Annotated in this window: 22 protein-coding genes; 11 read left to right on the top strand and 11 right to left on the bottom strand. The window is 67.7% G+C overall.

What is annotated here, in order from left to right; genetic code table 11:
* Nucleotides 1-180 precede the first annotated feature (180 nt).
* Nucleotides 181-1,758 carry an MFS transporter gene (locus tag ASD42_RS03785; RefSeq protein WP_056810189.1) on the top strand — a complete coding sequence of 526 codons (1,578 nt, stop codon included), beginning with the start codon at nucleotides 181-183 and terminating at the stop codon, nucleotides 1,756-1,758.
* A gap of 105 nt (nucleotides 1,759-1,863) precedes the next feature.
* On the opposite strand, the gene ASD42_RS03780 is transcribed toward ASD42_RS03785, so the two are convergent.
* Complete coding sequence (locus tag ASD42_RS03780; protein ID WP_056810185.1) at nucleotides 1,864-2,469, bottom strand: maleylpyruvate isomerase family mycothiol-dependent enzyme; 606 nt, start codon at nucleotides 2,467-2,469, stop codon at nucleotides 1,864-1,866.
* Nucleotides 2,470-2,539: 70 nt separating this feature from the next.
* Here ASD42_RS03780 and ASD42_RS03775 point away from each other — a divergent pair, with 70 nt between their 5' ends.
* Nucleotides 2,540-3,535, top strand: coding sequence for a MerR family transcriptional regulator (locus ASD42_RS03775; RefSeq protein ID WP_200950370.1), 996 nt, complete (start codon nucleotides 2,540-2,542; stop codon nucleotides 3,533-3,535).
* Here the strand turns inward: ASD42_RS03775 and ASD42_RS03770 are convergent.
* Nucleotides 3,490-4,002, bottom strand: coding sequence for a L,D-transpeptidase (locus ASD42_RS03770; RefSeq protein ID WP_235569300.1), 513 nt, complete (start codon nucleotides 4,000-4,002; stop codon nucleotides 3,490-3,492). The two genes, ASD42_RS03775 and ASD42_RS03770, sit on opposite strands and share 46 nt — an antisense overlap.
* A 509-nt stretch (nucleotides 4,003-4,511) precedes the next feature.
* Here ASD42_RS03770 and ASD42_RS03765 point away from each other — a divergent pair.
* Nucleotides 4,512-4,895 carry a PaaI family thioesterase gene (locus tag ASD42_RS03765; RefSeq protein WP_056815339.1) on the top strand — a complete coding sequence of 128 codons (384 nt, stop codon included), beginning with the start codon at nucleotides 4,512-4,514 and terminating at the stop codon, nucleotides 4,893-4,895.
* A 31-nt stretch (nucleotides 4,896-4,926) separates the two neighbouring features.
* On the opposite strand, the gene ASD42_RS03760 is transcribed toward ASD42_RS03765, so the two are convergent.
* On the bottom strand, nucleotides 4,927-5,499 hold the full coding sequence (locus ASD42_RS03760; RefSeq protein ID WP_056810180.1) for a 3'-5' exonuclease: 573 nt from the start codon (nucleotides 5,497-5,499) through the stop codon (nucleotides 4,927-4,929).
* Nucleotides 5,500-5,749: 250 nt separating this feature from the next.
* On the opposite strand from ASD42_RS03760, the gene ASD42_RS03755 reads away from it, so the two are divergent.
* The 8 genes from ASD42_RS03755 (at nucleotide 5,750) to ASD42_RS03720 (ending at nucleotide 11,960) form a co-directional block, all read left to right on the top strand.
* Complete coding sequence (locus ASD42_RS03755; RefSeq protein ID WP_056810177.1) at nucleotides 5,750-6,052, top strand: urease subunit gamma; 303 nt, start codon at nucleotides 5,750-5,752, stop codon at nucleotides 6,050-6,052.
* A 9-nt stretch (nucleotides 6,053-6,061) separates the two neighbouring features.
* Nucleotides 6,062-6,406, top strand: coding sequence for an urease subunit beta (locus ASD42_RS03750; protein ID WP_056810174.1), 345 nt, complete (start codon nucleotides 6,062-6,064; stop codon nucleotides 6,404-6,406).
* Entirely contained in the window at nucleotides 6,403-8,124 is a 1,722-nt protein-coding gene (locus ASD42_RS03745) for an urease subunit alpha (RefSeq protein ID WP_056810170.1), read from the top strand. Before ASD42_RS03750 ends, ASD42_RS03745 begins: the two co-directional genes overlap by 4 nt.
* A gap of 102 nt (nucleotides 8,125-8,226) precedes the next feature.
* Nucleotides 8,227-8,772 carry a YbaB/EbfC family nucleoid-associated protein gene (locus ASD42_RS34240; protein WP_056810167.1) on the top strand — a complete coding sequence of 182 codons (546 nt, stop codon included), beginning with the start codon at nucleotides 8,227-8,229 and terminating at the stop codon, nucleotides 8,770-8,772.
* A 109-nt stretch (nucleotides 8,773-8,881) separates the two neighbouring features.
* Entirely contained in the window at nucleotides 8,882-9,211 is a 330-nt protein-coding gene (locus ASD42_RS34750) for a type VII secretion target (protein ID WP_056810165.1), read from the top strand.
* A gap of 2 nt (nucleotides 9,212-9,213) precedes the next feature.
* Nucleotides 9,214-10,194 (top strand): hypothetical protein, encoded by a 981-nt coding sequence (locus ASD42_RS03730; protein WP_056810162.1) that lies wholly within the window; start codon nucleotides 9,214-9,216, stop codon nucleotides 10,192-10,194.
* A gap of 57 nt (nucleotides 10,195-10,251) precedes the next feature.
* Nucleotides 10,252-10,923: an O-methyltransferase gene (locus ASD42_RS03725; protein WP_056810160.1), complete on the top strand. Its 672-nt coding sequence runs from the start codon at nucleotides 10,252-10,254 to the stop codon at nucleotides 10,921-10,923.
* 107 nt (nucleotides 10,924-11,030) lie between these two features.
* Complete coding sequence (locus tag ASD42_RS03720) at nucleotides 11,031-11,960, top strand: LysR family transcriptional regulator (protein ID WP_056810157.1); 930 nt, start codon at nucleotides 11,031-11,033, stop codon at nucleotides 11,958-11,960.
* A 9-nt stretch (nucleotides 11,961-11,969) separates the two neighbouring features.
* Here the strand turns inward: ASD42_RS03720 and ASD42_RS03715 are convergent, their stop codons facing one another.
* The 8 genes from ASD42_RS03715 to ASD42_RS03680 form a co-directional block, all read right to left on the bottom strand.
* A complete protein-coding gene (locus ASD42_RS03715) occupies nucleotides 11,970-12,782 on the bottom strand; it encodes a carbohydrate ABC transporter permease (RefSeq protein WP_056810154.1) in 813 nt (270 codons plus the stop codon).
* On the bottom strand, nucleotides 12,772-13,719 hold the full coding sequence (locus ASD42_RS03710; protein WP_063006398.1) for a carbohydrate ABC transporter permease: 948 nt from the start codon (nucleotides 13,717-13,719) through the stop codon (nucleotides 12,772-12,774). The genes ASD42_RS03715 and ASD42_RS03710 overlap by 11 nt, the downstream gene beginning before the upstream one ends.
* Nucleotides 13,720-14,577 (bottom strand): metallophosphoesterase family protein, encoded by an 858-nt coding sequence (locus ASD42_RS03705; RefSeq protein ID WP_056810150.1) that lies wholly within the window; start codon nucleotides 14,575-14,577, stop codon nucleotides 13,720-13,722.
* On the bottom strand, nucleotides 14,574-15,944 hold the full coding sequence (locus ASD42_RS03700) for an ABC transporter substrate-binding protein (protein ID WP_174552037.1): 1,371 nt from the start codon (nucleotides 15,942-15,944) through the stop codon (nucleotides 14,574-14,576). Before ASD42_RS03700 ends, ASD42_RS03705 begins: the two co-directional genes overlap by 4 nt.
* Nucleotides 15,945-15,975: 31 nt before the next feature.
* Nucleotides 15,976-17,097, bottom strand: a complete 1,122-nt coding sequence (locus tag ASD42_RS03695) for an ABC transporter ATP-binding protein (RefSeq protein WP_056810143.1) — start codon at nucleotides 17,095-17,097, stop codon at nucleotides 15,976-15,978.
* Nucleotides 17,098-17,229: 132 nt separating this feature from the next.
* Complete coding sequence (locus tag ASD42_RS03690; RefSeq protein WP_235569299.1) at nucleotides 17,230-18,510, bottom strand: cytochrome P450 family protein; 1,281 nt, start codon at nucleotides 18,508-18,510, stop codon at nucleotides 17,230-17,232.
* A 44-nt stretch (nucleotides 18,511-18,554) separates the two neighbouring features.
* Nucleotides 18,555-19,397, bottom strand: a complete 843-nt coding sequence (locus tag ASD42_RS03685; RefSeq protein WP_056810140.1) for an alpha/beta fold hydrolase — start codon at nucleotides 19,395-19,397, stop codon at nucleotides 18,555-18,557.
* 21 nt (nucleotides 19,398-19,418) lie between these two features.
* Entirely contained in the window at nucleotides 19,419-19,871 is a 453-nt protein-coding gene (locus ASD42_RS03680) for a PaaI family thioesterase (RefSeq protein WP_056810137.1), read from the bottom strand.
* Between the last annotated feature and the right edge of the window lie 84 nt (nucleotides 19,872-19,955).

The raw sequence follows: 19,955 nt of genomic DNA, 5'->3' as shown, positions 1-19,955 counted from the left end.
CCACCCTAAACGGCCCCGGTACGGGTTCGGCGATGCGCGGCATCGGGCTGCGTCGAGCCCCGAAACACGCTGCCGTGGCGACGGCAGCTCGAGGTCGCCTGGAGTCGGCCCGAAGGGTTCCCGAAGTGTGGCCCGGCACTGTCGGTCCCAGTTCGAATCCTCCTCGAAGGGAAACTCCTGATGTCCGCGTTCACCGATATCCCCGAGCGGGCAGGTACCCGCCAATGGCTGGGACTTGCGGTCCTGCTCCTGCCGACGGTGCTGCTGTTCCTCAGCATGACCGTGCTGTTCCTGGCCACCCCCTATATCGCGGCCGACCTGTCGCCCAGTAGCGGCCAGCTGTTGTGGATCAACGACATCTACGGGTTCGTGATGGCGGGGTTCCTCGTCACCATGGGCACCCTCGGTGACCGGCTCGGCCGTCGCAGGCTGCTGCTGGCCGGTGCCGCGCTGTTCGGCGTCGCCTCGGTCCTTGCCGCGTTCGCTCCCGGCCCCGACCTGCTGATCGCGGCGCGTGCGCTGATGGGTCTCGGCGCGGCCGCCGTCATGCCTGCCACGTTGTCGCTGATCACCACGATGTTCCGCGACGACCGGCAGCGCGCCACCGCCATCGGTCTGTGGGCGGCATCGGTGTCGGCCGGTGTGGCGCTGGGCCCACTGCTCGGCGGTCTGCTGCTCGACTCGCTGTGGTGGGGTGCGTCGATGCTGATCGGCGTGCCGGTGATGGCGCTCGTCGTGCTCGCGGTGCCGGTGCTGATTCCGGAATACCGGGCGCCCGAGGCGGGTCGGCTCGACCCGATCAGCGTCGCCTTGTCGCTGGCCGCGCTGCTGCCGTTCGTCTACGGCGTGAAGAAGCTGGCCGAGACCGGATTCGCCGCCGAACCGGTGCTCACCGTGCTCGCCGGTGTGGTGTTCGCGGTGGTCTTCGTGCGCAGGCAGCTGCGACTGTCGGACCCGCTGCTCGATGTGCGGCTGTTCGCGAACCGGACCTTCAGCGGCTCACTCGGCGTGTACATGCTCGCCGCCATCGCGCTGGGCGGGGTGTATCTGCTGTTCACCCAGTACCTGCAGTTGGTCGCCGCGCAGTCGCCGCTGCAGGCCGGACTGTGGATCCTGCCCGCCGCGATCGCGCTGGTCATCGTCTCCACCGTGACCCCGGCCATCGCTCGTCGTGTCCGTCCCGCGTATGTCATCGCCGCGGGGCTCGCGCTGTCGACCGTCGGCTACCTGGCACTCACCCAGGTCGAGAGTGTGGCGGGGTTGCCGCTGCTCATCGTCGGCTTCTACATCCTGTACCCGGGCATCGCCCCGGCCATGGCGTTGATCCCCGGCCTGGTCATCGGTGCGGCACCCGCGGAGAAGGCGGGCGCGGCGTCGGCGGTGGACAGCACCGCCAGCGATCTGGGTGTGGCGCTGGGTGTCGCCCTGCTCGGCAGTATGGGCGCGGCGGTCTACCGCGCCGGAATGTCGGGTGAGGCGGGCGCTGCCGCGGAAACCCTGCCCGGCGCACTGAGTTCGGCCGAGTCCCTGCCCGCCGAGGTCGCCGAGTCCGTCGTGGCCGCGGGCCGGGAGGCGTTCACCAACGGCCTCAACGCCGCGGCCTGGACTGCCGCGGTGCTCTCCGCGGCGGGTGCGGTGCTGGCGGTGGCGCTGCTGCGCCGGATCCCGGCCGGTGCCACGACAGTTCCGGAAACCGAAGAGGGAGTGGATGTCTCGATCGGCGATGGTGTCGCCGAGCGTGGCACCGTCCCCGCCTGACCTCCTGCGGGAGTCCCGGACCAGCGATCCGCAGCGCCTGTCGGTGCTGCGGATCACTGGTGTCAGTTCCGAGTGTGGTTGCACCGCAGTGCATTTCAGTGGCCGCTAGTTTTCGGGAGTGGTGCGACCGGTGACGATCATGAGCAGTTCGGCGGCCGTTCCGCTGACCGTCGTTCCCGTACCGGCCGTCCATCCGGTGTCGGTCGCGGCGAGGGCGTATCCGGTGAGTCGAGTCCGCGCGTGAAACGGTCCCCCCATCGTCCAGACCCGCTCCAGCGACAGCTGCGCCGCCGCTGTCGGCATCACCCGCTCGATTCCGAGCGGGACGGCGATGTCCTGCCCGTGTACCAGCAGATCCATCAGCCGGTCGATCGGTGTGGTGCCGATCGGGATGACTCTGGAGTCGATCGTGGCGTGCAGTTCGGCGAGCAACTCTGCGGTCGATGTTCGATCGGCGAGCCGGACGGCGGTGTCGTGGATGAGACGGTCGGTATTGCCGCGAGCGCGGATCAGGTTCACCACCAGGGAGGCGATCGTGACCCGGGTGGCCAACACGAGATGGGCCACGACGTCGCGAACGCGCCACCCCTCGCACAATGTCTCGGCGTCCCACGCCGATTCGGGCAGCTCGCGCAGCAAGGCGACCAGGGTGGTGCGCTCCTCGGCCACCGCCTGCCAGATCGTGTCGTTCATCGTGTCGTGTCCGGTCATCGTCGAGTCTCCTTCGCGTGGGCGTCGTCGGTACCGTAGGAGTTCCACCGAGGTGGAGGTGCCAGCGAAAGTGACTCACATCACATATCTGACGATCGGCGAGCTAGCCGCCCGCACCGGCGTCGCGGTGCGAACGGTCCGGTACTACTGCGACGCGGGCCTGCTGGATGCGGCGCGCTCGCCCACCGGTCACCGGGTGTTCGAACCCGGTGCGGTCGATCGGCTCGTGCTGTTGCGCCGGTTGCGTTCCTTCGGCATCGGACTCGCGGCGATCGAAGACGTTCTGGACGGCACCCGGTCGATCGCGGAGGTGATCGCCGCCGAACGGGTCGCCGTCGACGACGAGCTCGACGCGCTGAACCGTCGCCGGGCGCTACTGCGCGCCGTCGAATCGGCGGCCCCTGACAGGCACGGCGAACACTTGAATCTGCTTGCCGCCGTGGTCGATCCGCGTGCCGCCCACGACGTGCTCGTCGCGTTCTGGCGCCGCCAACTCGCGCCGCTACCGACCTCGGCCATCGACGGATTCCTCAGCATGAACGTCCCAGAACTGACTGTCGACGCTCACCCCGGACAGCTCATCGCCTACGCGGAACTGATTGCCGCCGTAGTGAATCCAGACGTCGCCACCGCCATGTACGACACCATCCGCCACCGCGGTACCCCCGGAATCCGCGACGAACGCCGCCTACTGTTCGACGTAGCCGATGCCTGCGTGGCCGTCGCGCCTCTCGTCGCCGCAGGCCGCCCGCCCCGGCCCGGTGCGGAACTCGACCACTACGTCGGCATCCACGCCACCGCCCGCGGCCGCCGCGACACCTCGACCTTCCGCCGCCAACTCCTCACCGACGCCGCGGGAGCAGACCGCCGAATCCGCCGATATTGGTATCTGACAACAACTTTCACCGGTTCCGCCGTCACTACCGGCGCCGCCCAGCTCTGGCTCTTCGACGCCCTGACCACCTCGGTGACGCGAAAAGGGGAGGCCGATGGCCGGCCTCCCCTTCCTCGAAGCAGAACTCAGGGAACAACTTCGACGATGTCGCCCGGTTCCAGCCACTCGTAATGCGCCTTCGCGCCTTCCGGGGTCAAACGGATACAGCCGTGGGACTGCTCCTCGGTGGGTCCGATGTGATAGGCGATATCGCCGTTGAAGAAGACCGCGTATTCCATGGGGGCGTTGTGCAGGGTGCTCCAGTGGAACGGCTTCTTGAACGCCACCTTGAACACTCCGGGGGGCGTTTCGTAGCCGGGACGGCCGTGCGACATCGGGCTGGGCCCGAAGGTGACCTTGCCGTTGTCCATCAACCACGCGTTATTGGTCGACAGTTGCAGGCACGCACGCGCTTTCTCGCTGCACGGTGCCACCACGGGCTCCGGCGGCGGCGCGGGAACGATGGCGGGCACGCCGGGCACATCGGGCCCGCCGGGCCACAGTGGTTCGGCCTGTACGGGTGCTGCGACCGCGGCCCCGACCACGGCCACACACATCGCCGCCTGCACGGCCCACCGGGGAATACGACTACTACTCACGAAATCTTGCCTCTCTCGCCGCGCCCACCCCTGGTCGTCGTACGCCCAGAACATGAGCTTTCACCATCGACACAAGCCTCGGAAACATAGGAGGTACAGCGATCATGGAGTATTACGATCGTGTTGAGCAAGCCCTGGGCGCGGCTACCGGCGCGTCACATGCCGAGGATCGATTCGTGGCACCGCGGCGCGGTCTGACGACTCTTCAGTGACGGTGCGCGCCGGGCGTACTCGGTGACCCGGTGGCGTTATTCGCGGACGAATCATCGGCCGCGGAACGGCAGGAACTTGACTACTTAGGTAAGCCTGACCTACTATGATCTCGGCGTACGGATGAGCCGGTGGTCCCGAGGGCTGCGGTCGACTCCGCCATCCTGCCGCGGCGGGCTCCGTTTTCGAGCGGAGCTCGCCGCTACGTCTTACCGGCTGCCGCGCAGGTTTTCGGATGGTGTAAACCGGACCGTATGAGCGAAACGCCCCTGTCCCTGGCCGATGTCACCCCCGAGTTGATGACCAAGGCCAGCGAAGGCACCTTTACCGACCTCATCGGCCTGCGCTACACCGAGGTCACCCCCGACCGGGTGCGCGGTGAATGGACGGTGCGCCCCGAGCTGCACCAGCCCGCCGGTATCCAGAACGGCGGCGTCTACTGCACCATCATCGAAACCCTCGCCAGCGTCGGCGGCGGCGTCTGGTTCGGTGAGCGTGGATCGGTCGTCGGCGTCAACAACAACACCGACTTTTTGCGCGCCGTCCGTGAGGGCGTCCTCACCGGCGAGGCCACCCCGATTCACCGCGGCCGTAGCCAGCAGCTCTGGGTCGTCGTCATCACCGACGCCGACGGTCGCACTGTCGCCCGCGGCCAGGTCCGCCTCCAGAACCTCGCGGCATAGCAGTCCCGTCGAATAGGGGGGAGGTTGCCCGTCAGTCGACGGTCGTGACCCGCCACCCACCACGGCCGAGTACGTCCACGACCAGCGCGCCGATATTCCAGGCGTCGTCGTCGCCGCGGTGGTGTGTGCCTTCGAGAGGGATGTCGGCGATTCGGAGTGCGTGGTCCATGCCCGGGCGGCGACGCAGGTCGTAGGACTCGGCGAACACCTGTTTGGCGTTGGTGTGCTCGGGGCCGAACGGGTACTCGACGCCGGTCGCCGCGCACTGGGTGCGGAACTGCTTGCGGTCGTAGTCGCCCCAGCTCGCCCACGGCCGCGCGCCCGCCGCGAACTCGCTCCCCAGTAGACGGCACGCCTCGCCGAACTCGACACCCTGATCGACCTGCTCCTGGGTGAGCGTGGTGAGCTCGGTGCAGAATTCGCTCACCGTGGACCGGGTCGGCCGCACGATGATCCCGTGTTTGCCCACCCTGGTTCGGGTGGCGAGATCGACCACGGTGACCCCGATCTCGATGATCTCGTTGGTCTGCCCGGCCGGTGGGTCGCCGGCCCAGCAGGTGGCTTCCACATCGACCACGTTGAGCAGGCCGGTCCATTCGTTCATGGATGCGACGGTACGGGCGCGCGATGGTGCATTCCAGCGGATATTCGCGGGGGCGTGGGTCCGGCGGAGCGGGCGCGATTGCCGCTCGGTCGGTGACGCGGCCGCTTCCTGGTCGAGTGATGGGCCCTTCGTTAACATCTCGTTAACCACCTCGGGGTCGTCCCCGGTCGTGCTCGGCGGCGGTCGCCGTGTGGACGCGGGACATGCCAGAATGTCGCTCACCGACCACGACCCGCCGAGGAGAGAACGCATGCGCCTGTCGCCGCACGAGCAGGAACGGTTGCTGCTGAGTTATGCGGCCGAGCTGGCGCGCCGGAGGCAGGCGCGGGGGCTGAAGCTGAACCATCCCGAGTCGATCGCCTTGATCACCGATCATGTGCTCGAGGGGGCGCGGGACGGACGGACCGTGGCGGAACTGATGTCTTCGGGGCGGTCGGTGCTCACCCGTGCGGACGTGATGGACGGGGTGCCCGAGATGATTCACGACGTGCAGGTCGAGGCGACGTTTCCCGATGGGACCAAGCTCGTCACCGTGCACCACCCGATCGGATAGGCGACGCGCATGATTCCCGGTGAATATCTCTGTGCCGAGGGCACGATCGAGTTGAACGCGGGCGCGGTGCGCGTCGAGCTCGAGGTGGTCAATACCGGCGACCGTCCCGTTCAGGTGGGCAGTCATGTGCATTTCCCGCAGTCCAACGCCGCGCTGGAGTTCGACCGCGAGGCCGCCTACGGGCACCGGCTCGATATTCCGGCCGGCACCGCGGTGCGTTTCGAACCCGGTCTGCCGCAGCGGATCTCGCTGGTTCCGCTCGGCGGAACCCGTGAGGTCCATGGCATCAGCATGAACCCGCCGGGGCAGTTGGATGCAGATAATTCACCGCGACGTCCGGAAGAGAGTCGATGACCGAACTGAGCCGTGCCCGCTATGCCGAACTGTTCGGGCCGACCACCGGCGACCGTATTCGCCTGGCCGACACCGACCTGCTCATCGAGATCACCGAAGACCGCAGTGGCGGACCGGGTCTCGCCGGTGAGGAAGCGGTGTTCGGCGGCGGCAAGGTACTGCGCGAGTCGATGGGTCAGTCGCGCGCCACTCGTGCCGACGGCGCCCCCGACACTGTCATCACCGGTGTCGTCATCATCGACCACTGGGGCATCATCAAGGCCGACGTGGGCATCCGCGACGGCCGGATCTGCGGCATCGGCAAGGCCGGTAATCCCGACACGATGTCGGGCGTGCACCGGGACCTGGTCGTCGGTCCGTCGACCGAGATCATCGCGGGTAACGGCCGCATTCTCACGGCGGGTGCCATCGACTGCCACGTCCACTTCATCTGCCCGCAGCTGATGGACGAAGCGCTCGGCGGCGGCATCACCACCCTCATCGGCGGCGGCACCGGCCCCGCCGAGGGTTCCAAGGCCACCACCGTCACGCCGGGCTCCTGGCATCTGGCGCGGATGCTGGAATCATTGGATCACTGGCCGATGAACATCGTGCTGCTCGGCAAGGGCAACACGGTCAGCCACGAATCGATGTGGGAGCAATTGCGCGGCGGCGCATCGGGTTTCAAGCTGCACGAGGACTGGGGTTCCACCCCTGCCGCGATCGATGCCTGCCTCACTGTCGCCGATGCGGCGGGCGTGCAGGTGGCGCTGCACTCGGACACGCTGAACGAGGCGGGCTTCGTCGAGGACACCCTCGCCGCCATCGCGGGCCGCGGCATCCACGCCTACCACACCGAGGGTGCGGGCGGCGGCCACGCGCCCGACATCATCACTGTCGCTTCACATCTGAACGTGCTGCCCAGCTCCACCAACCCCACCAGGCCGCACACCGTCAACACCCTCGACGAGCACCTCGACATGCTGATGGTGTGTCACCACCTGAGTCCGTCGATCCCCGAGGACCTGGCCTTCGCCGAATCACGGATCCGCCCGTCCACCATCGCCGCCGAAGACCTCCTGCACGACCTCGGCGCCATCTCCATGATCGGCTCGGACTCCCAGGCGATGGGCCGCATCGGCGAGGTGGTGATGCGCACCTGGCAGACCGCCCACGTGATGAAGCGCCGCCGCGGCGCCCTGCCCGGCGACGGCGCGGCCGACAATGCCCGCGTGCAGCGCTACATCGCCAAATACACGATCTGCCCGGCGGTTTCGCACGGGCTCGACGACGAGATCGGTTCGATCGAAGTCGGCAAACTCGCCGATCTGGTGCTGTGGGAGCCCGCGTTCTTCGGCGTCCGCCCGCACGCCGTCCTCAAGGGCGGCATGATCGCCTGGGCCGCGATGGGCGACGCCAACGCCTCGATCCCCACCCCGCAGCCGGTACTTCCGCGCCCCATGTTCGGCGCCGCGGCCCCCGCCGCCGCGGCCACCTCGCTGCACTTCGTCTCCGAGCAGGCCATCGACGACGGCCTCGCGAACCGCTTGAACGTGCGCCGAAAGCTGGTGCCGGTCAAGAACGCTCGCCGCGTCACCAAGGCCGACATGCCACACAACGACGCCATGCCCCGCATCGAAGTAGACCCCGACACCTTCACCGTCCGCATCGACGGCGAAGTCTGGGCCGAACAACCCGCCACCGAACTCCCGATGGCCCAGCGCTACTTCCTTTTCTGAACCGGCGCCGGGGTGGGCTAGGCTCGTCGCGATCCGAGCGGGGGTGTCGGCACGCCTTCCGCCGCAGAGCGCCGGGGATCCGGCGGGAGGGGAAAACACAGCATGGACGACCTGAACAACGCCGCCGCGGAGCTCTCGCGCTGGGCGGAGGACCTGGAACAGAAAGCGCAGCGCTACCAGGAGCTGCACGCCAAGATGACCTCGGTGAGCGTCACCGATACCTCGGCCGACGGCCGGATCAGCGTCACCGTGGACGCCAACGGATCGACTACCGCCATCACCCTGGCCGCCGCGGTGCGCGGCATGGATCCCACCGCCGTGGCGACCGAGCTCATGGCCTGCACGCACCGTGCCCAGGCGCGCTTGCGTGACCAGGTCACCGGCTTGGTCCACGAGACGGTAGGCACCGACGAGGCAGGGGAGGCCATCGTCGGCCAGTACAGCGATCGGTTCCCCGACCTCGACCCGACCTCGTCGGCACCGGTCCCGCCGCCGCCCCCGCCCACCGCACCGGCCGCCCCCGCGACGCCGTGGCCGTCCGAGCCCGACGCTCCCGCGACCCGTAAACCCGACCGTGACCGGGTGGTGGCGCCCGAGGAGCCGACCGACGAGGACTTGTTCTACCAGCGCAAATCCTGGTTGCAGTAGCCACCGCGACAACCCGGCACACATCCGAGGGAACCGAACGGGGTCGGGGCGCGTCCAACTAGATCGAGAGCTGCGGACTCGCCCGAGTTCGCCGGAGGAGGGATTCTGCGTGACCAGTCTGGTGAATGTGAATCTGGATGCGATCAGGGCGCAAGCCTGCTCGGTGGACGGCGTGTCCGGCGGGGTCGCCAAGGCGCTCGAGGCGGCCAACTATCTCGCCCATGCCGACGACGGCTACGGCCTGCTCGTGAAGCCGTACGCGGTGAGCACCCTGAACGCGCTCCACGACGAGATCACCGAGGCACTGGCGCAGCTCGAGACCCTCAGCGCGGAGATGCCGGGCAAACTCCGCACCGCCGCCGACACCTTCGAAACATGTGACACCACCAGGGCGGGCGATCTGACGGGCAAGACCGCCGAGATCGAAAGGAACGTCTGACCATGGCCGACGGACCCAACGCGGCGGGCACGTTCCTCAACGAGAATACGATCCTGCCGGGCACGGTGAGCACCTTCGACGACGGCGAGGCACCGAAGAACGACCTGCTCCAAGAAGGCGTCGACTACCGGGACAGCTACTACCAGGAAAACAACTTCCTCTTCAGCAATGTGGGCAAACCGACGGGTGGGGAGGAGCCCGACGCCGGCATCATGAAAGGCACGCTCCAGGGCGACACCTGGGAGAACGGCCTCGGCCTCTACCAGGCGATCACCGGCGACGGAGCGATCATGGACAAGGTCGGCGCCATCTCCAAAGCGGCCGGTACCGCCGGTGATTGGGCGTCGACGGCATCGATGTTCGGCAAGGCGATCAAGGGCACCTCCACGCTGGCGAAGTTCGACCCGTTCAACTTCCTCGGCGCGCAGTTGATGAGCTGGATGCTCGAACACGTCGAACCGGTGCGCAAATCATTGGAATCGATCACCGGCAGCCCGGATATGGTCCAGGCGTATTCGGATTCGTGGAAAGCGATCGCCGAGAGTCTGACGAAGACCGCAGAGGACTGGGCAACCGCGCTCGACAGCGGAATCGGCGAATGGGCGGGCGCCGCTGCCGAGGCCTACGTGGCCGCTGCGACGGAGCTGACGGGCAAGATCGCCGAGAAAGCCGCCGTCGCCGAGGTACTGGCGGAGTGCAACGAGGCTATGAAGGGCATCGTCGAGACGGTGCGGGAGATCGTGGTCGAGATCTTGAGCAATCTCGCCGGCATGCTCGCCGAGATGACCGCGCTGCTGATCGCCTCCGCGGGTACGGCCACCCCCGCACTCATCGCTCGGGCGCTGTTCGACATCTCGATGGCCACCATGACGGTTTCCCAGATGCTGGTGCAACTGTCGCAGGCACTCATCGACACCAAGATGCTGGCCCAGAGCGCGGTGAAGATCATCCGGGGCGTCACCGAGGTCGAGACCGCGAAGTAGCGCCCGGGCTCGCTGCGGAAGCCGGTGTCGGCCCGCGCTCGGTGGCAGACTGCCGATATGACGACCAACGATTGGACCGATGTCGACAGCTATATCGTCACCACCCTCGTGGGTGACGAGGGCGTGCCCGCGCTCACCGCCAACGCCGACGCGGGACTGCCCGCCATCGATGTCTCCCCACCCCAGGGCAAATTGCTGAACCTGTTGGCCCGCACCGCGAAAGCGCGCCGGGTGCTCGAGATCGGCACGCTCGGCGGGTACAGCACCGAGTGGCTGGCGCGCGCGGTCGGCGACGGCGGTCTCGTCGTCACTCTCGAATTCGAACCACGTCACGCGAAGGTCGCGCGGGAGAACCTGGACCGGGCCGGGGTGGGCGATCGGGTCGAGATCCTGGTCGGCGCGGCGCTGGACACCTTGCCCGGCGTCGCCGAGGATCTGACCGAGCCGTTCGATCTGGTCTTCATCGACGCCGACAAGGTCAACAACTCCAACTACGTCCAGTGGGCGCTGCGCCTGACCCATCCGGGCTCGGTGATCATCGTCGACAACGTGGTGCGCGCGGGCGCGGTGGCCGACGAGCAGACCGAGGACCCGAACGCACGGGCCAGCCGCGACCTGATCGAATTGCTCGCCGCCGAACCGAGCGTCGATGCGACCGTCATCCAGACCGTCGGCGCCAAAGGGTGGGACGGTTTCGCCTACGCCGTGGTCACCGGTCCGAATTCCTGATCTTCACCGCCCGGCAATGCGGATGGTCATTGCCGGGCGTCCGGGATTCATGAGGGTGTTGTTCGCTGCCGCTAGCGTGGGAGTGTTCGACTTCAGGAGCCGCCGTCATGGAAATCCGTCATCTCGTCTCGTTCATCGCGCTCGCCGAAGAATTGCATTTCGGGCGCGCGGCGCAACGTCTGCATCTGACCCAGCCGAGCCTGAGCGCCCAGCTACAGAAGCTGGAGAAATCCCTGGAAGTGCAGCTGGTCGCGCGCAACTCGCACGAGGTGCGCCTGACGCCCGCCGGCCGGGAGTTCGAGCTGCAGGCCCGCCAGATCGTCGCCCAGCTCGACCGGGCCGCCAAGGCGGCGAAGGCCACCGCCGCCGGGCGCGCGGGCAGCCTGAACATCGGCTACAACCTGCCCGCCAGCAAACACGTGCTGCCCGAGGCGCTGGCCCAGCTGACCGACCGCCACCCCGGTATCTCGGTGTCGTTGTGGGAGAAGCGAACCGGGCCGCAGCTGGCCGCCCTGGCCGACGGATCCCTCGATCTGGCCATGGTCTACGGCCACCCGAGCACCGCCGATTTCCGGTACCGCCGGCTGCTGCACCGGATCCCGCTGGTGGCGGTGGTCGGCCGACAGCACCGTTGGGCCCACCGCTCGCACGTGCCGTTCGCCGAACTGCGCGATCAGGAGTGCGTGCTGTTCGCGCGTGAGCAGTGCCCGGCGATGTACGACACGATCCTGCGATCGGCGGCGCAGACCCGGATCTCGTTGAACATCACCCATATCGCCGATGATCCCGGCGCCACCGCCCACATCGTGTCGGTGCGCCCACTGGTCGGTTTCGCCTCGCTGCCACGGGCGGTGTCGGCGGGTATGGGCACCGCGAGCACCGACGCGGTGGCACTGAAACTGGTCGATCCGGTCCCGACCCTTGATCTGCACGTGGTGTGGCGGGCCGACGAGCAGAATCCGGCGGTGGCGATGTTTCTGGATTGCCTCGCGTCCACGGCACCTGCCCTGGACGACGACCAGGTCTTGACGGGGTGAGGTCGTCGTTCACTTCAATCCCGATCGCACGAACGCGTTGACGATGTGGCGTTGCAGCACCAGGTACAGCAGCAGCACCGGCAGGCAGGCGAGCCCGGCCAGCGCCATCATCGGCCCCCACTGATCACCTTCGGTGCCCATGAAACTGCGCAGCCCGAGCTGCAGGACACTGTTGGACTGACGCAGGACGACCGCGGGCCAGAAGTACTCGTTCCACGCGTTGATGAACAGCAGAATGCCGAGCGCGGCGAGTGCGGGCCGCAGATTCGGCACCACCACGGTCCACAGGATCGACCACGACGAGCGTCCGTCGATCTTCGCGGCCGCGATGAGTTCCTTCGGGAACGCCGACATGTGCTGGCGCAGCAGCAGTACCGCCAGCGCCGAACACAGCGTCGGCAGCACGACGCCGATCAGGGTGTTGATCAGGCCCAGCTGGTTGAGCAGGATGTAGTTGGGCAGCATCGTCACCTGGAACGGCACCAGCCACACCCCGACGAACGCCAGATACAGCAGGTTCTGCAGCGGGAACGTGTAGATGGCGAACGCGTAGGAGGCCAGCAGCGCGATGAGGAGCTGGCCTGCCGCCGAGAGCACCGCGACAAAGAACGTATTGGCGATCAGACCGGCGATGTCGACCTTCTGCGCCGCGTCGAGGTAGTTGGCCGTCGACAGCGGCCACGGGATCGGGGACAGCGAGGTCACGTCTTCCGGTCTGCGCAGCGACGTCGCGAACAGCCAGTAGATCGGGAACACGCACACCAGTGCCGTCGCGGCGAGCAGTAGATGGCTGCCCGCCCCGCGCAGTCGTTCAATCATCATGGACAGCAACCTTTTCCGAAATCCAGACCAGCAGTGCGGCCACCAGACCGAAGCCGAAGAACAGCAGCACACCGGCCGCGGCGCTCAGACCGGCGTCGAAACTGTGGAAGGCGTAGTCCCAGAGCAGGTAGTAGATATTGGTGGTGGCCTGCGCCGGACCGCCCTGGGTCATCGAGTCGATGAGCGGGAAAGTCAGGGTGGGACTGAGCAATACGGTCGTGAGGACCAGGAACAGCACGGTGGGGGAGAGCAGCGGCAGCGTGATCCAGCGCCGGATCTGACCGGGTGAGGCGCCGTCGACCCTGGCCGCTTCGTCGTAGTCGCCGCTGATTCCGGCCAGCCCCGCCCACACCACGAGCACCGCGAAGCCGATCAGGTGCCAGGCGGTGATCGCGATGATCACGCCCTGCGCGGTCGCGGTCTCGTACACCCAGTTGCGGTCGGAACCGGTGACCTGGGCGAGGAAACCGGTCCCCGGATGCAGCAACCAGCGCCACACCGCGGCCGCCGCGACCGGCGCGACCAGGAACGGCGCGAACACCAGTGCCTGATAGATCGTGCGCGCCCGGCCGGTGACCCGCCTGCTCGCCATCGCGATGACGACCGGCAGGACCACCGTGAACGGCAGCAGACCGAGGATCAGTGTCCCGGTGCGCCCGAGAGCGCCCCAGAACGCCGGAAGATCCAGTAGCCGTTCGTAATTCGCGGTACCGACCGGTGTCATCGGAGCCGTCGGCAGCAGGTTCCACGAGTACGTGGACAGTTGCAGGGCCTGCACCAACGGTTGATAGGTCCACACGACCAGCAGGAACAGCGCCGGACTCAGGTAAAGATACGGCGCGACGAACCGGGCCACCCGGCGTCGGGTGAGTGGGCGGCGCACCGGCTTCGCCGCGACCGGCGGTGTCGGCGAAGCCGGCGCATCGATGACGAACATCTACTTCACCGCCGCCCTGGCGGCGACGATCGCGGCGATCTGCTCGAGCATCTCCGATTCCGGCCGGTCATAGACCGTGGGCGCCGGGGCTGCGTCGATCGCGGTGGCCAGCACCGTCGACGCCATGACGTCGATGCGGCTGTACCCGAATCCGACGAATCCACGGTGCCTGCCCGCCGGTGCCATCGCGTCCACCCGGTAGGCCATCGCGGGACCGATCCACACCGGGATCCCGGCCAGCGCCGACGCGCCGGTGAGGTGGTTGTGTCCGCACAGGATCATCCGGACATCGGTGCCCGCGACGACCTCGGCCAGCTGTTCGGCATCCTTGAGCCGGAGGAAGTCGAGGGTGGCCAGGGGGGAGCGCAGCGGCGGATGGTGCACCACCAGCACGGTGCCGTGCGGGGCAGGGGTGCGCAGAATGCCTGCCAGCCAGGCCAGCTGCTCCGGCTCGAGCTTGCCGTCGTGCTGGAACGGCGTAGTGCTGTCCAGCACGATGATCCGCACTCCCGCGACCTCGACGCACTGATCGTGCGGAAGATCAGGGTCCACGGAGTCGCGGTCGAGCAATTCGACGCCGAAGGCGGTGCGTTCGTCGTGATTGCCCATCGCGTAGACGATCTCGGCGCCGAGGTCGGCCGCGACGGGCTCGACGGCGGCCCGCAGCCGCCGGTAGGCCTCGGGTGATCCGTTGTCGCTGAGATCGCCGGAGAAGATCAGCACGTCGACGCGCTGCCCGAATTCGCGCAGCCGGTCGAGCACTACCGTCAGGTTGGCGGCGGTGTCGACGCCGTGGAGCAGTTCGCCCTCGGGCCGCAGATGGGTGTCGGTGATCTGGACGATCGTGAGTTCGCTCATGACTTCGGCATGAGTTCGGTGCCCGCGGTGCGGGCCGCGGTGAGCGTCGACTGCGGGTCGGCGCCCTGGAACACGACGGCTTCGACGGCGTCCATCATGCCGTCACGCATCTGCAGATAGTTGTTGCCCGGCATGGAAACCCACGGCTCCATGGCGGCCAGCTGCGCCACGTTCGGGCGCAGCAGCGGGTTCTGATCGGCCCATTCCTTCAGCCCACCGGCCTCCTCGAGCAGGCCGGTCCGCAGCGGCAGGTAGCCGATGTTCTGCGCGATCTTCTTGTAGGAATCCTCGCTGGTGAGGTGCTTGATCAGTTCCCACGCGGCCCGCTGCTTGGCCGGATCGTTGGACAGGATGTGCAGGCCCGCACCGGAATTGGTGGGAACGGCCTGCTTGGTGCCGAAGCCGGGCATCGGCGCCGAACGCAGGTCCCACTTGCCCTTGGATCCGGTGACGAAAATGCTCTGCAGCGCGCTGGTTTCGAGCATCATGCCGATCTCGCCGCGGCCGAACGCCTCGTAGCCCTGCTTCTGATTGAGCTTGGGCATGCTGCCGGTGTTCACCAGGTTCTGTGCCATCTTGGTGACCTCGACGGCAGGTGCGTCGGCGAAGGTGAGGGAGTTGCGGTCCTCGGAGATCACGCGACCGCCGTTCGAGCGCACCAGCGACTGGAAGCACCAGTCCTTGGCGGTCTTGGTCAGGCAGTCGATGTAGACCCCGCCCTTGCCGGTGCGGTCGGCGATCGCCTTCGCGGCGGTGGTGACCTCGTCCCAGGTGGTCGGCGGCTTGGCGGGATCGAGACCGGCCTCGGTGAACAGCGAGGCGTTCAGGTACAGCACGGGCGTGGAGAAGACGAACGGAACGCCATAGGTGTGGCCGTCCCAGTCGTCGAGCGTGCGGGCGCGCGGCGCGTACGCGTGGCGGGCGCCGTCGAAGTTCTGCTTCACCGCCGGCGCGCCGACCAGCTGGTCTAGGGGCTTGGCCTTGAGCTGGTTGATGGTGAAGTCCAGATCGGAGAAGCCGAGCTGGGCGACATCGGGCGGAGTGCCTGCCACCATCTGGTTCTGGATGCTGGAGACGGTGTCGGTCGCCGGGTTGGGGCTGTTGCCCTGGGGCTTCTGCGCGGTGACCTTGATATTGGGGTGCTTGGCGCTGAAGTCGGCGATCAGGGCGTTGAACGTGTCGGTCCAGGCGCCGGCAACGCCGTAGCTGTAGGACTCGAACACGATCGAAACCTGCTGGTCGGCAGCCAGTTCGGGGATCTGCGCGGTGGAGGTGGTGTCGGTGGACCCGGTGGTGCCGAGGCCGCAGCCGGTGAGAGCGAGGGCGGTGGTGAGTGCCACGCCCAGCGCGGGCAGTGTGCGTTTCATGATGGAACTCCTCATCGGGGTGGTGCCGAGATCAGGGGACGGGAACAGCGGCCGCGTCGATGGCCGCGTCCGAATGGGGCTGGGGCGCTTGCCACGTGAGCCGCAGGCCGGTATCGGGGTCGAACAGGTGGATGTCGGCGGGGTCGACGCGGCAGGCGATGTCCTCGCCCACCCGGACACCGGCCGGACGTGCCGCGCGCACGCACAGACCGGAGTCGAGGTGCACGAGTTCCTCACTGCCGAGGTTCTCCACCATCCGTACCCGGCCGCGGACATCGGTCGAGGTGTCGTCGATCCGCAGGCGTTCCGGACGGATTCCGGCGACGACGGCGGTGGCGCCGCCGGAATCCTCGGCGATGTCCAGTGCGGCGTCGATGCCGTCGGCCATCACCTTCATGTGGCCGTCGCTCGAGGTGACGACGGCGGGGAACAGGTTCATCGGGGGCGAGCCGAGGAAGCCGGCGACGAAGGTCGAACGCGGGCGGTCGTAGAGCTCCTCGGGGGTACCGCACTGTTCGATGCGGCCCTGGTTGAGCAGTGCGATGCGCGTCGCCATCGTCATCGCCTCGACCTGGTCGTGGGTGACGTAGAGGAAGGTCGCACCGAGGCGCTGGTGCAGCGCGATCAGTTCGGCGCGGGTCGCGCTGCGCAGTTTCGCGTCGAGGTTCGACAGCGGTTCGTCCATCAGGAACGCGCCGGGATCGCGAACCATGGCGCGCGCCAGCGCGACTCGCTGCCGTTGCCCGCCCGACAGCGCGACCGGGCGACGCTCGAGCAGCGCCGAGATCTCCAGCGTCGTCGACACCTCGGCCACCCGCTGCGCGATCTCCGCCCGTGGTCTGCGCCGGGCCCGCAACGGAAACCCGATGTTCTTGGCCACCGAAAGATGCGGATACAGCGCATAGCTCTGGAACACCATCGCCAGATCCCGCCGCTGCGGCGCCGCGTCCGTCACATCGGTGCCACCCACGAGAATCCGCCCCGCGCTCGGCTCCTCCAGCCCGGCGATCATCCGCAACAGCGTGGATTTGCCGCAGCCACTGGGGCCGAGCAACACCATGAATTCACCATCGGCGATGTCGAGACTCACCTCGCGCACCGCGTACTCGGCATCGAACTTCTTCGACACCGCTTCGATCTGCAGTCGTGCCATGCGCCCAGTGTCGAGCCCGCTACGGCGCGCGCGCCGGGGCGATAGTGAACGTCGATCGGTCCAATCGTCTGGGCACTACCGAGACGACTGAACGGCACTGTCAGTGCTGGTTGTCCAGCAGCGCGGATTGCTTCAGCGCAGGCGGACCGGTAGTTCGAGGAGGCCGCGGATGAGGGTGCTGGTCTGCCAGTGGAGGTCGGCGGTGGGGGACAGGGTCAGGTGGGGGAAGCGGTGGAGCAGGGCGGTGAAGGCTATTTCGGCTTCTACGCGAGCCAAGGGGGCGCCGACGCAGAAGTGGATGCCGTGGCCGAAGGCGAGGTGGCCCGCGGTGGGGGTGTCGGTGGCGAGGGTGTCGGGGGCGGGGAAGCGGGCGGGGTCGCGGTTGGCCGCCGAGAGGGCGACGTAGACGATTTCGCCTTCGGGGATCTCGACCCCGCCCAGGGTGACCGGTTCCGCGGTGAAGCGGGCGGTGGACATGTCGACGGGGCCGTCGAAACGCAGGAATTCCTCGACGGCGGCCGGCACCCCGGTGTGGTCGGCGCGCAGGGCCTGCCACTGTTCGGGATTGCGGAGCAGGGCGAGCACCCCGTTGCCGATGAGGTTCACGGTGGTCTCGTGGCCCGCGACCAGCAGCAGGAACGCCATCGACACCAGTTCATGATCGGTGAGCCGATCGCCCTCGTCATCAGCGAGCACCAGCTGGGACAGCAGATCCTCGGCGGGCTCGGACTGCTTGGTGCGCACCAGTTTCGCGAGATAGCCGACCATCGCGGCCGACGCGGCCGGACGCTCGTCCTCCTCGCCCTCACCGACCACGGTGACCAGAGCCTTCGTCCATGCCTGGAAGTCCGCGCGATCCTCGAACGGGACGCCGAGCAGCTCGCAGATCACCGTCACCGGAAGGGGATTGGCGAACTCGCTCATCAGATCGACCTCGTCGCGCTCGCTCATCGCGTCCAGCAGCGACTCGGTGATCTGTTCGATGCGTGGGCGCAGCAACGCTACCTGGCGGCTGGTGAAAGCCTTGTTCACGAGCTTGCGCAGGCGGGTGTGCTCGGGTGGGTCGGTGGCGAGCATATGGCTCAGCAGCGCGACGATGTTCGGGTCCGTCGCCGTGGTGTCGCGCTTGCTGTGCAGGATCGCGTCGATCCGGACGACATCCTTGCGGAATCGCGGGTCGGCGAGCGCGATCTTGGCTTCGGCATAGCCGACGACAACCCAGCGGACGACTTTGTCGGGGAAGCGGACCCGATGCACGGGACCCTCGGCGCGCCACCGGCGGTACTGCGCGTGCGGATCGTCGAAGAAGTCGGCGTCGATGGACTCGACAGGGGCGGAGGCGGTGAGGTCGGCCATCGAATCGACGGTACCCGCGCCGGGCGGGATGCGCGTCGACGTCGGAAACGACAGCACGGAAATCCTTGTGGCAAGCGCGAATCCGTGGTGCAGACCACGTGTCAGGTGGTGTGCGGGTCCGTGCTCGACTCGATCGACGCCAGAAAGCTGTGGAGCAGGTCGGTGACGGCCTGTGGTTGTTCGAGGGAACTCGAATGCCCACACTCGGGGATCGTGTGGAGTTGGGCGTGTGGGATGAGCGAGGCGATCTGGCGGGCATGCGGAACGGGGGTGGCCGCGTCATCGGCGCCGACGATGATCTGGGTGGGGACGGTGATCGCCGCGAGTTCGTCGTCGACGGCGCCGCGTTCGGTGACACCGTGGACGGCGTGGCGCAGACCGACGCGGTCGACCCCGGCCAGGCGACGCGACCACTCGCGGACAACTTCCTTGCCGGTGTCGGAAGCACGGAAGGAGGGGCCGAACATATGAGGGGCCACCCGGCCCGCGATGGGGCGGATGCCGAACCAGCGCAGCGCCCACGCGAGGCGGTGGTATTCGCCGATCTTGGTGGGATCCTCGGCTCGCGCGCCGGTATCGAGGAGGGTCAGCGACCGCAGCAGGTCACCGTGCCTGGCGGCGAGTCGCTGACCGACGAAGCCGCCCATGGACAGTCCCACCCAGTGCACGGGTCCCACGTCGAGAGCGTGGATCACACCCACCGCGTCGGTGGTGAGGGTGTCCATGTCGTAGCCGTCGGCGGTGGGTGGGGTATCGCCCTGACCGCGCCAGTCGAGGGTGACGCAACGATAGTCGCGTCGCAGTACCTCGACTTGGGCGCGAAACATCCAGCCGCCGAACAACAATCCGTGGCCGAAGACCACGGTGGCGGCATCGGGTCGACCCGAGGGAACGCCGGTGTCGGTGACGGCGATCGGAACACCGTCGACGTGGATGATCGGCATGAGATCACTCGCTCCCGGTGCTCAGGCCGCCGCGAGACGCACGTTGCGCATCGTCACCAGCGCTGTGGCACACAGGACTTCGCCGGATTCCTCCACCGAGAACACATCGGCGGCGGCGATCGTGAGCAGCGCGCCGGGCTTGATCACCCGCCCCCGAGCGACCACCGTCGGGCCTTTCGCGGGCGCGAGGATCTTCACGGTGTAGTCGATGGTCATGTTCACCCAGCCGACAGGCAACAGCGTGCCCGCGGCCGAACCTGCGGCGAAATCGGCGAGCGAGCCGAGGACTCCGCCCTGGAAGAAGCCGTCGTGCTGGGTGAGTTCGCGGCGGTGGGGTTGCACGATCTCGACATCGCCGAGCTCGACCTTGCCGAAGTGGAAACCCAGGTGGGCGGCGGCGGGCATGGACAGCACCACGCTGGGAACCAGCTGTGCGAAGTCGGGGTTGGGCGGTGGACCGTCGCTGCTCGTCATGCGGCGAATCCTGCCCGCTGACGCCGCGCGGGAACAGTCGATCGCGGAGATTTCGCCTGCTGTTGGGGGTCTGGAAAGAGTCCG

It is taken from the genome of Nocardia sp. Root136, assembly GCF_001427185.1.
GTDB lineage: Bacteria > Actinomycetota > Actinomycetes > Mycobacteriales > Mycobacteriaceae > Nocardia > Nocardia salmonicida.
Note: the sequence above shows the minus strand (reverse complement) of the source record. Positions and strands in the feature narration are given on the sequence as shown.

Bases quoted from the DNA above. Each gene is read 5' to 3' on its own strand.
- ASD42_RS03785 (WP_056810189.1), top strand. From the start codon at position 181: ATGTCCGCGTTCACCGATATCCCCGAGCGGGCAGGTACCCGCCAATGG.
- ASD42_RS03780 (WP_056810185.1), bottom strand. From the start codon at position 2,469: ATGACCGGACACGACACGATGAACGACACGATCTGGCAGGCGGTGGCC.
- ASD42_RS03765 (WP_056815339.1), top strand. From the start codon at position 4,512: ATGACCAAGGCCAGCGAAGGCACCTTTACCGACCTCATCGGCCTGCGC.
- ASD42_RS03760 (WP_056810180.1), bottom strand. From the start codon at position 5,499: ATGAACGAATGGACCGGCCTGCTCAACGTGGTCGATGTGGAAGCCACC.
- ASD42_RS03755 (WP_056810177.1), top strand. From the start codon at position 5,750: ATGCGCCTGTCGCCGCACGAGCAGGAACGGTTGCTGCTGAGTTATGCG.
- ASD42_RS03750 (WP_056810174.1), top strand. From the start codon at position 6,062: ATGATTCCCGGTGAATATCTCTGTGCCGAGGGCACGATCGAGTTGAAC.
- ASD42_RS03745 (WP_056810170.1), top strand. From the start codon at position 6,403: ATGACCGAACTGAGCCGTGCCCGCTATGCCGAACTGTTCGGGCCGACC.
- ASD42_RS34240 (WP_056810167.1), top strand. From the start codon at position 8,227: ATGGACGACCTGAACAACGCCGCCGCGGAGCTCTCGCGCTGGGCGGAG.
- ASD42_RS03730 (WP_056810162.1), top strand. From the start codon at position 9,214: ATGGCCGACGGACCCAACGCGGCGGGCACGTTCCTCAACGAGAATACG.
- ASD42_RS03725 (WP_056810160.1), top strand. From the start codon at position 10,252: ATGACGACCAACGATTGGACCGATGTCGACAGCTATATCGTCACCACC.
- ASD42_RS03720 (WP_056810157.1), top strand. From the start codon at position 11,031: ATGGAAATCCGTCATCTCGTCTCGTTCATCGCGCTCGCCGAAGAATTG.
- ASD42_RS03715 (WP_056810154.1), bottom strand. From the start codon at position 12,782: ATGATGATTGAACGACTGCGCGGGGCGGGCAGCCATCTACTGCTCGCC.
- ASD42_RS03710 (WP_063006398.1), bottom strand. From the start codon at position 13,719: ATGTTCGTCATCGATGCGCCGGCTTCGCCGACACCGCCGGTCGCGGCG.
- ASD42_RS03705 (WP_056810150.1), bottom strand. From the start codon at position 14,577: ATGAGCGAACTCACGATCGTCCAGATCACCGACACCCATCTGCGGCCC.
- ASD42_RS03700 (WP_174552037.1), bottom strand. From the start codon at position 15,944: ATGAAACGCACACTGCCCGCGCTGGGCGTGGCACTCACCACCGCCCTC.
- ASD42_RS03695 (WP_056810143.1), bottom strand. From the start codon at position 17,097: ATGGCACGACTGCAGATCGAAGCGGTGTCGAAGAAGTTCGATGCCGAG.
- ASD42_RS03685 (WP_056810140.1), bottom strand. From the start codon at position 19,397: ATGCCGATCATCCACGTCGACGGTGTTCCGATCGCCGTCACCGACACC.
- ASD42_RS03680 (WP_056810137.1), bottom strand. From the start codon at position 19,871: ATGACGAGCAGCGACGGTCCACCGCCCAACCCCGACTTCGCACAGCTG.